Origin of the sequence: Azospirillum brasilense (assembly GCF_001315015.1) — a bacterium.
Lineage (GTDB): Bacteria > Pseudomonadota > Alphaproteobacteria > Azospirillales > Azospirillaceae > Azospirillum > Azospirillum brasilense.
The window spans coordinates 590,001-601,396 of the sequence record NZ_CP012917.1; the positions used below are offsets into that span (position 1 = coordinate 590,001).

Sequence of the window (11,396 nt, forward strand, 5' to 3'; positions counted from 1 at the left end):
CATGTCGACGTCGCCGCCCAGATGCTCGGCTTCCTGGAAGGAGCCGTCCGGGTCCTTCTTCACGTTGCGCAGATGGGCGAAGGTGACCTTCGGGGCGAAGCGCTTGATCATCGCCGGCACGTCGTTCTTGGCCCCGGCGCCGAGCGAGCCGGTGCAGAAGGTGATGCCGTTGGCCTCCGAATCGATGACGTTGACGATGAAATCCAGGTCGTCCTCGTTGCTGACGATGCGCGGCAGGCCCATCAGCGGACGCGGCGGGTCGTCGGGGTGGATGCACATGCGGATGCCCACCTCCTCCGCCGTCGGGATCACCTCGCGCAGGAAATTGGCCAGCGTCTCGCGCAGCGCGCCGTGGCTCATGTCCTTGTAGCGGTCGAGCATCTTGCGCAGGCCCGGGATGTCGTAGCGGTCGAAGGCGCCCGGCAGGCCGGCCATGATGTTGGCGAGCAGCCGCTTCTTGTCGTCCTCCGACGCCTTGTCGAACCAGGCGCGGGCGCGGGCCAGCACCTCCGGCGCATGGTCGTTCTCGGCGCCCGGACGCTCCAGCATGAAGACGTCGAAGGCGGCGTGCTCATGGGCGTTGAAGCGCAGCGAGGTCCCGCCGCCCGGCACCGGCGCGGCGAGGTCGGTGCGGGTCCAGTCGAGGATCGGCATGAAGTTGTAGCAGACCGTCGTCACCCCGCAGGCCGCGAGGTTGCGCAGCGACTGGCGGTAGTTGTCGAACAGCGGGGTCAGGTCACCCTCGCCGATCTTGATGGACTCATGGATCGGCAGGCTTTCCACCACGCTCCAGCGCAGGCCGAGCGAGGGGTCGGCGGCGATCATCGCCTTGCGCTCCTCGATCTCCTCGACCGACCAGACCACGCCGTAGGGGATCTGGTGCAGGGCGGTGACGATGCCGGTGGCGCCGGTCTGACGGATGTGGTTGAGCCGGATCACATCGTCCGGGCCGAACCAACGCCAAGTCTGTTCCATGGTCTGCTCCTTGAAGAAGAGTGCTGTGCCGAGTCCGGCATGTCTCTAGGGGATTTGCAAAAAATGGGCGCCTCAGCCCGCCGTCGACTCCGCGGCGGACTGCACGACGGCGCGGGCGCCCTCGGCGTAGAGCCGGCGCAGCGCGTCGGTCACCGCACCGGTAAAGCGCGGGTCGCGCGGCAGGTCGTCGCCGAAGACGGCGCTCAGCCCGAACAGGGCGGACGCCAGACGATCGGCGTCCGGCCCGGCCTGCGCCGCCAGTTCGGCAAGCTTGGCGGACATGGGGTCGCGGACGTCGATGGGGCGGCCGGCCTCGTCGGTGCCGGAGACGTAGCGCATCCAGCCCGCCACCCCCAGCGCCAGCCGGTCGATCGGCGCCCCGGCGGCCAGCCGGTCGCGGATGGTGCCGAGCAGTCGCTGCGGCAGCTTCTGCGTGCCGTCCATGGCGATCTGCCAGGTGCGGTGGCGCAGGGCGGGATTGCGGAAGCGTTCGATCAGCGCGTCCTTGTAGTGGCCGAGGTCGGCGCCCGGCGGCATGTGCAGCGTCGGCCCGGACTCCTCGTCCATCAGGGCGCGGATCAGCCGGGCGAAGGCCGGGTCGGCCATGGTGTCCGACACCGTCTCGTAGCCGGCAAGGTAGCCGAGATAGGCGAGCGTGGAGTGGCTGCCGTTCAGCAGGCGCAGCTTCATCGTCTCATAGGGATGGACGTCGGGGACCAGCTCCGCCCCTTCCAGCTCCCAGGCCGGGCGCCCGGTGGGGAAACGGTCCTCGATCACCCATTGGCTGAACGGCTCGGTCACCACCGGCCAGGAGTCGCGCAGGCCCAGCCCATCCGACACGCGGTCGCGGTCGGCGTCGGTGGTCGCCGGCACGATGCGGTCCACCATGCTGTTCGGGCAGGCGACGTTTCCGGCGAACCACGTCCCCAGCGCGGGGTCGCGCAGCTCAGCGTAGCGGCGCAGCAGGCCCGCGGCGGTGTCGCCGTTGCTCGGCAGGTTGTCGCAGCTCAGCACCGTGAAGGGCTCCACCCCGGTGGCGCGGCGGCGGATCAGAGCCTCCACCAGGAAGCCGGGCACGCTGCGCGGGCGTTCCGGGTTGGCGAGGTCGTGGACGATGTCCGGATGGGCCTCGTTCAGCGCGCCGGTCGCCGGGTCGTGGCAATAGCCCTTCTCCGTGACGGTCAGGGTGACGATGCGGACGGACGGGCGGGTCAGGAGGTCCAGCACCGCGGCGGGGTCCTCCGGAGCAACCAGCAGTTCGGTGACCGAGCCGATCACCCGCAGCCGCTCGCCGGCGGCGTCGCGCACCGCGACGGTGTAGAGGCCACCCTGCGGCTCCAGCGCGTCGCGCGTGTCGGGGCTGCGCAGGCTGACCCCGACGATCCCCCAGGGACCGAAGGACCGGGCCAGGGCGGCGTCGGTGTAGACGGCCTGATGGGCGCGGTGGAAGGCGCCGATGCCCAGATGGACGATGCCGGTGGTCAGCGCGGCACGGTCATAGCCGGGGCGCTGCACGCCATGGCGCAGCGAGGGCAGCGTGTCGGGGCTCAGGCGCATGGAACACTCCGCATAAGGGCTTTACGTCTCGAAGAAGTGGCTGTTGGTTCGGGCGATCTCGTCCACCGCAGCGAAGACGGTGCGCAGATGGGCGCGCATGGCCTCCTCCGCCCCGTCGGGGTCGCGGGCGGCGACGCGGTCCACGATGCTCTGGTGCTCGCCGACGATCTTGGCCGCCCAGCCTTCGCTGTGCAGCGACAGGAAGCGCACGCGGTCGAGCTGCGCCTTGACGGCGACCAGCAGGTCCCACACCGCCGGACGCCCGGCGATGCGGGCCAGTTCGGCGTGAGTGGCCTCGTCCAGGGCGAAGAACTCGGAATGGCGGTCGGGGGACATCACCGCGCGGTGCGAGTCGAGAAGCCGGGTGAGCGAGGCGTCGTCCGCCGCCTCCGCCCGCTCGGCGGCCAGACGCACGGTCCGGCATTCCAGGGTTTCGCGGATGAACTGGCTGTCGGACACCGCCGAGAGCTGGATCGGCGCCACGAAGGTGCCGACCTGCGGCACGATGCGCAGGAACCCCTCGTCGGCCAGCCGGCGGAAGGCTTCGCGCACCGGGGTGCGGCTGACGCCGTAGCGGGCGGCCACGCGGGTTTCCGAAATCCCCTCGCCGGGGCGGATCTCCCCCGACAGCACGGCGGCGCGCAGGGCGTCGTAGACCCCGTGCAGGCGGGGGCCGCGGATATCGGTGGGGGTGGATGAGGTCGGCGAGTCGGTCATGGCGTCCATCGCGGCAACTTGCATACTAGTATGCCATTGCAGACGGTGGCTGGCAAGGGGGTGGCGACGGAAGGGCGGCGCATCGTTGAAAAATGAGAATCGAAGGCAGGACGGCTCTGAATCTGCATCCATGGACGCCAAGAGCAATGAGCGGTGGGCGAACTGCCCCGATATAGCCGGCCCCGATACAGATCGTTCTGAACGGCAACCAGCACGGCAATCGCACGAGGGCGCGTTTCCGGGTCACGTCCCTGAGCGTGGCGTAGGAACTGTCTGCTGGCGGCATAAGCATGCCCGGAGTCCGCCTGAACGGCGGCTCCGGGCTCCTCGGGGCGAGGAAAAACGCTCTATTCCGACCGGAACGGGTGTCAACAACGCCATTTTCAAACCTCAGCGGAGGCAATGGCGCTGCACAGCCCCGTTATTCCGCGCCTTGCTAGGCCTCAACCGTCGTCATGTAAATGCCGTCATCGCCCGAACCATTCCAGAACAGGTGCGGCGTCTGTTTGTACGTGATGGCGCAGGGACTGGTGCCGTCGAGGATACCGGGAACACCGTTCGGGCAGGCGACATGCACCTGTTTCGTCCAAATCTTGTCGCCTGTGCCGTCATAGGAAGTGACGTAGATGCCATCCTGGCCAGCTCCGGCATAGAACACCAGAAGCTGGTAGGTGCCGCCGCTGAGGCAGGCCGTTGGGCTGGTGTTTTTTCGGAAGCCCATGTCCTTGATCTGCCCCTTGATCCCGACCGGCGGCTGCCAGCCACGATTGGTCAGAACGGTGTAGAATGTGCCATCGCCGCCGGCACCATTATAGAACAAATAGAAATCTGCCATGTATTCGATGGCGAAGGGGTTGGTGCCACTGGCAATTCCCATATTTGGGACGGACGTATTGACCCTGGTCTGACCTGTCCAGGTATTGTGGTCCAGGAAACTGTAATAGACACCATTATCACTGGACCCAACCCAGAACAGGTATGGTCTTTCATAAACGGTCGCAGCCGGGCTGGTGCCTTTCAAGAAGCTCATGGCCCCGATAAGGGCCTTGACGGCTATGGGACCTTTGACCTCGTTGCCATCATAAGTGATGTAATAGGTGCCGTCACTCCCAGCACCATTATAGAAGACGTAAAGCAAATCATGCGCCACCACGGCAGACGGGTTGCTGTTCTCAGCGATACCGACACCACCGACCACGCCGCCGAGTTGGATCGGATCGACCCAGTCCTTTCCATCATAGGTGATGAAATACAAACCGTCCCCACCGGCGCCATTGTAAATTACATACAGCTTATCACGATACACCGCTGCGGACGGACTACCCTTGATTCCAACATTCTTGACGTAGCTGCCTAGATTGATCTGATCGGTGAACTTCATGGATCGCCCCATCCTGTCTCGGCACGCAGCAATATGGCTGCCGCCACCACCATATCCCGGTTGGTTGCATAATCATCGCAGATATTCTCCATTACGATGATGCCAGCCAAACACGCCTTCCCTACAGCGCCTCACCCCCCGGAAAAATGTTCGCCCCTTCCTCAAAATCAGGCTTGCGCGCCACGCTGATATATTAATATGCTCTTCCTCAAGGAACAGCACGGACCGGCCCCGCATGGGGCACGGGCCGGCGCATGGGGAGGACTGCAATGGCTTCGAACTCCAGGCGCGCCCTGGACGCTCAACCGCCCGGAACCGCTCCGGGGACCGTGCCCGGCAAGGTGCTTGGAACCGCGAAGGAACCGCGCCTGTCCGCCCGCGCCACGGCCACCGCGGAGATTTACCGGTCGTTGCGCGGGGACATCGTGGCCATGCGGCGCAAGCCGGGGGAGCCCATTGTGGAGAAGCACGTCGCGGAGTCCTTCGGCGTCAGCCGCACCCCGGTGCGTGAGGCTCTGCTGCGGCTGGCCGACGACGGGCTGGTCGAGATCTTCCCGCAGTCCGGCACCTTCGTCTCCCGCATCCCGGTCAACGCCCTTCCCGAAGCGGTGGTGATCCGCACCTCGCTGGAATGCACCGCGGTCCGCTACGCCGCCGTCCGCGCCGCGCGCAGTCAGATCGCAGCGCTGCGGGCCAACATCCTGCTCCAGCAGGAGACGATGGCGGCGGGCGATCTCGATGGTTTCCATGAGGCGGACGAGGCGTTCCACAGCCTGATTTCCGAGATCGCCGGCTTCCCCGGCCTGTGGAACATGGCCCAGCAGGTGAAGATGCAGGTGGACCGCTACCGCCGTCTGACCCTGCCCGAGCCGGGCCGCATCCCGCATGTCCTGGCCGAGCACGGCGGCATCGTCGACGCCATCGCGGCGCGCGACCCGGCCGAGGCGGAGCGGCTGATGACGATCCATCTCGGCGCCCTGCTGGAGTCCGTTCCGAACACCCAGGGGGCCAACCCCTTCTTCTTCTCCGGCGCACAGCCGGACGACCTGTCGAAGACCCCGCCGAAGACGAAGACAGAAAGCACCCCGTCATGACCAACCCCTTCGACCTCTCCGGCAAGACCGCCCTGGTCACCGGCGGCAACGGCGGCATCGGGCAGGCCATCGCGGTCGCCCTGGCGCGGGCCGGCGCCGACATCGCCGTGGCCGGGCGCACCCCGCCGGACGAGACGCGCGCCCTGGTCGAGGGGCTGGGCCGCCGCTTCGCCGCGATCCCCGCCGACCTGTCGAGCATCGCCCCGATCCCCGCACTGATGGAGGAAACGGTCGGCACGCTCGGCGGGCTGGACATCCTGGTCAACAACGCCGGGCTGATCCGCCGCGACGACCCGCTGGACTTCACCGAGGCCGATTGGGACGCCGTTCTGGACGTGAACCTGAAGTCGGTCTTCTTCCTCTGCCAAGCCTTCGGGCGCTACGCGCTGGGCAATGGGCGGAAGGGCAAGATCATCAACATCGCCTCGATGCTGTCCTTCCAGGGCGGCATCCGCGTGCCCTCCTACGCGGCGTCGAAGAGCGGCATCGCCGGGATCACCCGGCTGCTCGCCAACGAATGGGCGGGCAAGGGCATCAACGTGAACGCCATCGCGCCGGGATACGTCGCGACCAGCGTCACCACCGCGCTGCGCGCCGACGAGCGCCGCAACGCCGAAATTCTGGCCCGCATCCCCGCCGGACGCTGGAGCGAGCCCGCCGACATGGGCGGTCCCGCGGTGTTCCTGGCCTCCGATGCGTCCGATTACGTCCACGGCACGATCCTGCCGGTGGACGGCGGCTGGCTCGCCCGCTGACGGGTGGGCCCGCACTAGTAAAGGGAAGACGAGGATGAGCACGGACGTTTTCGTGATCGACGAGGCGGTGGACTGGCAGGACCTGGGCGCCGGGGTGCGCCGCAAGATCCTCGGCCACAACGACGCCATGATGATGGTGCGCGTGGAGTTCGAGACCGGCGCCATCGGGCCGCAGCACCGCCACCCGCACGTCCAGTGCGCCGTGGTCGAGAAGGGCGCCTTCGACGTCACCATCGAAGGCGTCACCCGGCGGCTGGGCACCGGCGACGGCTACATGGTGCCGTCCAACGCCCTGCACGGCGTCGTGGCGCTGGAGCCGGGCGTCCTGCTCGACATCTTCACGCCCCCGCGCGAGGACTTCCTCGCCTGAACGACATCACCCACCGACCTTCACCCGCTGGCCGGCGCGCGGGAACACGCGCCGGACGGCTCCCGGACCCAACCGTCCAAACCAAAGAACCAGCCTAAAAACCGCTGCTTAAGAATCGCCAGGAGGACACGCTATGCATCTTTCGACCCGCGGTATCCGCGCCGCCCTTCTCGCCGCCTGCGCGGCCTGCACCCTGCTCGCCACCCCGGTCGTGGCCCGCGATTTCCGCTCCGCGGACATCCACCCGGCCGACTACCCGACCGTCGAGGCCGTGAAGTACGTCGACAAGCTCCTGAAGGAGCGGACCGGCGGCAAGCTCGGCGTGAAGGTCTACCCGAACGGCGCGCTCGGCACCGAGAAGGACACCATCGAGCAGCTGAAGATCGGCGGGCTCGACATGATGCGCATCAACGTGGCGCCGCTGAACAACGTCGTCCCGGAGACGATGGTCACCGCCCTGCCCTTCATCTTCCGCTCCACCGAGCACATGCGCGCCGTGCTGGATGGCCCGATCGGCGACGAGATCCTGGCGGCCATGGAAAGCCAGGGCATGATCGGCCTCGCCTTCTACGACAGCGGCTCGCGCAGCATGTATTCGGCCGCCAAGCCTTACAAGACGCTGGCCGACATGAAGGGCGCCAAGATCCGCGTCCAGCAGTCGGACCTGTTCGTCGCCATGATCCAGGCGCTGGGCGCCAACGCCACGCCGATGCCCTTCGGCGAGGTCTACACCGCGCTGAAGACCGGCATCGTCGACGCGGCGGAGAACAACTACCCGTCCTACGAGTCCTCGCGCCACTTCGAGGCCGCCAAGTACTTCACCCTGACCGAGCACGCGATGGCGCCGGAAGTGCTGGTCTTCTCGAAGGTTTCGTGGGACCGCCTGTCCAAGGACGACCAGGCGGCCATCCGCAAGGCCGCCAAGGACTCCGTCCCCTACATGCGCAAGCTGTGGGACGAGCGTGAGATGAAGTCCAAGGACGTCGTCGTGAAGGCCGGCGCCCAGATCGTCGAGGTCGCGAACAAGCAGGAGTTCATCGACGCGATGGCTCCCGTCTACAAGCAGTTCGCGAGCACGCCGAAGCTGGACGGCCTCGTGAAGCGCATCCAGGACACGAAGTAAGCACAGTCGAACGCGGCGCTTCCCTTCGGCAGACCGAAGGGCGGCGCCGCGTCCTTTGAGGGGAACCGGCGGCATGGATGTCGAGCTGCAAGCAATGGATCACAGCCCCCCGCAGAGCGCGGGCCTGTTGACGCGGGTGAACGCGCGGCTGGCGCGGTCGGGAATGTGCGTCGCGATGGTCGGCCTGATGGCCATCGTGGGCGTGGTGTTCTATCAGGTCTTCGGCCGCTACGTGCTGAACAACTCGCCGACCTGGGCGGAGAGTCTGGCCATCGTGCTGGTCCTCTACGTCACCCTCATCGGCGCCGCCGTCGGGGTCCGCGACGCCGGCCACATCGGCCTGGAGTCCTTCCTCGTCATGCTGCCCGACGCCATCCGCCGCAAGGTCGAGATCGTCATCTACGCCCTCGTCGGCGTCTTCGGCGCCTGCATGGCCTACAACGGCTGGGTCCTCGGCACCTCCGTCGCCGCCTACTACATCCCCAACCTGCACGTCTCCGAAGCCGTCCGCTACATCCCGCTCGTGCTCTCCGGCGCCCTGATCGTGCTCTTCTCCATCGAGCACATCGTCGCCATCATCCGCGGCGAGGAGGTCGCGCCGTCATGGAACTGACCATCCTTTCCATCAGCTTCTTCGGCTTCCTCGTCCTGGGCATCCCGGTCGCCTTCGCCATCGGCCTGTCGGCGCTCTGCACCATCCTCTACGAGGGCCTCCCCGTCGCCGTCATCTTCCAGCAGATGATGTCCGGCATGAACGTCTTCTCCTTCCTCGCCATCCCCTTCTTCGTCTTCTCCGGCGAGCTGATGCTCCACGGCGGCGTCGCCGACAAGATCGTCGCCACCGCCAAGAACATGGTCGGCCACATCCGCGGCGGCCTCGGCATGTCCAACGTCGTCGCCTGCACCCTGTTCGGCGGCGTCGCCGGCTCCCCGGTCGCCGACGTCTCGGCCATGGGCGCGGTGATGATCCCGATGATGAAGCGCGAGGGCTATCACGCCGACTACGCCGTCAACGTCACCACCCACGCCGCCCTGGTCGGCGCGCTGATGCCGACCAGCCACAACATGATCATCTACGCCCTGGCCGCCGGCGGCAAAGCCTCCATCGGCGCGCTGATCGCGGCGGGCATCGTCCCCGCCCTGCTGCTGATGGTCTGCAACCTGGGCGCGGCCTACTACGTCGCGGTCAAGCGCGGCTATCCCCCCGGCACCTTCCCGGGCTGGTCCATCCTGGGCCGCTCCTTCGCCGCCGCGGCCCCCGGCCTGCTCATCGTCGTCATCATCCTGGCCGGCATCACCTCGGGCGTCTTCACCGCCACCGAGTCCGCCTCCATCGCGGTGATCTACGCGCTGCTGCTCACCACCTTCGTCTACCGCACGCTGACCTGGGACCATTTCCTGGCGGCGGCCGCCAAGACGGTCAAGACGACCGGCGTGGTCCTGCTGCTGATCGGCGTCTCCACGATGTTCCAGTACATCATGGGCCTCTATCAGGTGGCCGAGATCACCGGCGAACTGATGGCCGGCATCTCGACCAACCCGCTGGTCATCTTCCTGCTCATCAACATCATCCTGTTCCTGCTCGGCACCTTCATGGACATGGCGAGCACGATCCTGATCTGCACGCCGATCTTCCTGCCCATCGCCATGCAGTACGGCATGGACCCGGTGCAGTTCGGCATCGTCATGCTGATCAACTGCGCGCTCGGCCTCAACACCCCGCCGGTCGGCACCACCCAGTTCATCGGCTGCGCCATCGGCGAGATCTCGGTCGGCCAGGTCATGCGCTCCATCCTCCCCTTCTACGGCGCGCTGTTCGTCACCCTCCTCCTCGTCACCTACGTCCCAGCCTTCTCACTCTGGCTCCCCCACCTCCTCATGCGCTGAGGCGACGGTCTGCCCGCTCCCGCTCTGGAAGGATGCTTCCCTGCCGCTGTCGCCGGAAGGCGACGGCGGCAAGCCAGACCGCGATCAGCAGGGCGGTCCCATCCACCACCATCACCGCCGCCACCCCGGACCAGGGTGCGGCCGGATACAGCCCCAGCCGCAGAAGCGGCAAGCCGGCGTAGGCCAGGGCGAGAATGGGCAGGGCCACCCGCTCCAGCGACGCGCGCCGGCGGTCCAGCCAGGGTAGCAGGTAAAGCAGGACCACCGACGCCGACGCGGCGAACAGCGCTCCGCCATGGGTCGCGCCGGACAGCAGATTGTCGGCCAGCAGCAGCAGCGGCAGCAGCAGATACAGCGCGTTGTTGGCATTGAACAAGCGGCGGGACAGGGTGAGTTGGTCCTGCGGCCGCCGCTCCTCCTTCGCCGCCCGCAACCAGAGCAGCTTCATACCCGAATCCACGGTCCACAGGCACAGAAGGCCGAGCAGGCAATAGGCCAGCGCCGTGCCGACGCCGCCAAAGCGGGCGTAGTGCAATGGCCGCAGCGCGCTTTCCACCACGCCCCCCCAGCCGCCGTCACGGGAATCGCGCACGGTGCCGATCGTCCCGTCGGCAAGGCTGCACATGGCGCGCAGACTGCCGGCTCCCTCGCCCGCCCAGGTGAGCCGTCCATGGGGAATGCCCTCGACCATCAATCGGTCCCCCTGCCGCTGCAGGCGCCCGATGCGGCTGTCGGGAAAGCGCTCCGCGAAACCGTCGAGGCACAGGGACAGCCCGTCCGGCACCACGTCGGTCACGCTGCGGCCCGGGGCTGTGGGAGCGTCACCGTCATCGCTCAGCAGGGCGCGGGCCGCCTGTGGGCTTCCTCCCGCCTGCAGCACCGCGTCGAGCGGCTGGCTGGCCACCTTCAGCCCGAGAATGCCCCCGCTCAGCCCCATGAGGAACAGGTAGGGGATCAGCCAGAAGCCGAACCGCTTGTGTGCGTCGCTGAGGTCGATCAGGCGGGACCGGCGGCGCCAGCTCCACGCCTCGACGACCACCTTGCCGTGAATGAACAGGCCGGTCCCGACGAGCAGGACGATCAGAATCCCCGCCACGCCCATCAGGAACCGCCCATAGGGCTTGGGCAGCAGCAGGTCGGTGTGGATGCGGCGGAACAGGGAGTCGGTCAGCACGCTGTTCCACGGCGCCATGACGTCGGCGGCGGGATTCACCATCAGGTTCGTCAGCGGCGCCCCCTCCCCGAAGCGGCCTGAAAAAATGAAGAAGTCGCGCAACGGCGTCGGTGCCATCATGGTCCAGTCGAGACCGACGGCGTGGCGCGCCGCCACCGCGCGCAACGCCTCGGCCGCGGTGGGAAGCGGCCGTCCGGCGGCCTCCGCCAGAGCCGGCATCATCCACGGACGCACGAAATCGGCGTAGAACGCCAACACCCCGGTCCACAGCGACCAGGAGATCAACAGGCAGAACAGCAGGCTGATCAGGCGGTGGATCGACAACAGGCGCGCGGACACTGACTGGCTGAGCATGAAACTTCC

General features: G+C 67.2%; 11 protein-coding genes (1 of these 11 only partly in view). 6 read left to right on the forward strand and 5 right to left on the reverse strand.

Features of this window, described 5'->3' with window-relative positions:
- The 4 genes from uxuA to AMK58_RS27565 form a co-directional block, all read right to left on the reverse strand.
- On the reverse strand, positions 1-975 hold the 5' portion of the coding sequence (gene uxuA / locus AMK58_RS27550; RefSeq protein ID WP_035682686.1) for a mannonate dehydratase. It extends 222 nt beyond the left edge of the window; only the first 975 of its 1,197 coding nucleotides appear in the window; its start codon is at positions 973-975; its stop codon lies beyond the left edge, outside the window.
- 72 nt (positions 976-1,047) lie between these two features.
- Positions 1,048-2,532, reverse strand: a complete 1,485-nt coding sequence (locus AMK58_RS27555) for a mannitol dehydrogenase family protein (protein ID WP_035682689.1) — start codon at positions 2,530-2,532, stop codon at positions 1,048-1,050.
- A 21-nt stretch (positions 2,533-2,553) separates the two neighbouring features.
- On the reverse strand, positions 2,554-3,249 hold the full coding sequence (locus tag AMK58_RS27560; RefSeq protein WP_035682697.1) for a GntR family transcriptional regulator: 696 nt from the start codon (positions 3,247-3,249) through the stop codon (positions 2,554-2,556).
- A 436-nt stretch (positions 3,250-3,685) separates the two neighbouring features.
- On the reverse strand, positions 3,686-4,630 hold the full coding sequence (locus tag AMK58_RS27565) for a hypothetical protein (protein ID WP_035682690.1): 945 nt from the start codon (positions 4,628-4,630) through the stop codon (positions 3,686-3,688).
- Positions 4,631-4,899: 269 nt separating this feature from the next.
- Here AMK58_RS27565 and AMK58_RS27570 point away from each other — a divergent pair, with 269 nt between their 5' ends.
- The 6 genes from AMK58_RS27570 (at position 4,900) to AMK58_RS27595 (ending at position 9,859) form a co-directional block, all read left to right on the forward strand.
- Positions 4,900-5,724, forward strand: coding sequence for a GntR family transcriptional regulator (locus tag AMK58_RS27570; protein WP_035682692.1), 825 nt, complete (start codon positions 4,900-4,902; stop codon positions 5,722-5,724).
- Entirely contained in the window at positions 5,721-6,479 is a 759-nt protein-coding gene (gene kduD, locus AMK58_RS27575) for a 2-dehydro-3-deoxy-D-gluconate 5-dehydrogenase KduD (RefSeq protein ID WP_040138199.1), read from the forward strand. Before AMK58_RS27570 ends, kduD begins: the two co-directional genes overlap by 4 nt.
- 34 nt (positions 6,480-6,513) lie before the next feature.
- Complete coding sequence (locus AMK58_RS27580; RefSeq protein WP_014199982.1) at positions 6,514-6,849, forward strand: cupin domain-containing protein; 336 nt, start codon at positions 6,514-6,516, stop codon at positions 6,847-6,849.
- A gap of 133 nt (positions 6,850-6,982) precedes the next feature.
- Positions 6,983-7,972: a TRAP transporter substrate-binding protein gene (locus AMK58_RS27585; protein WP_059399704.1), complete on the forward strand. Its 990-nt coding sequence runs from the start codon at positions 6,983-6,985 to the stop codon at positions 7,970-7,972.
- A 73-nt stretch (positions 7,973-8,045) separates the two neighbouring features.
- The gene (locus AMK58_RS27590; protein ID WP_079285782.1) at positions 8,046-8,585 is read left to right on the forward strand and encodes a TRAP transporter small permease; all 540 of its coding nucleotides are present in this window, start codon (positions 8,046-8,048) and stop codon (positions 8,583-8,585) included.
- The gene (locus AMK58_RS27595; protein WP_059399705.1) at positions 8,576-9,859 is read left to right on the forward strand and encodes a TRAP transporter large permease; all 1,284 of its coding nucleotides are present in this window, start codon (positions 8,576-8,578) and stop codon (positions 9,857-9,859) included. The genes AMK58_RS27590 and AMK58_RS27595 overlap by 10 nt, the downstream gene beginning before the upstream one ends.
- On the opposite strand, the gene AMK58_RS27600 is transcribed toward AMK58_RS27595, so the two are convergent.
- The gene (locus AMK58_RS27600) at positions 9,849-11,387 is read right to left on the reverse strand and encodes a PepSY-associated TM helix domain-containing protein (RefSeq protein ID WP_059399706.1); all 1,539 of its coding nucleotides are present in this window, start codon (positions 11,385-11,387) and stop codon (positions 9,849-9,851) included. The two genes, AMK58_RS27595 and AMK58_RS27600, sit on opposite strands and share 11 nt — an antisense overlap.
- Between the last annotated feature and the right edge of the window lie 9 nt (positions 11,388-11,396).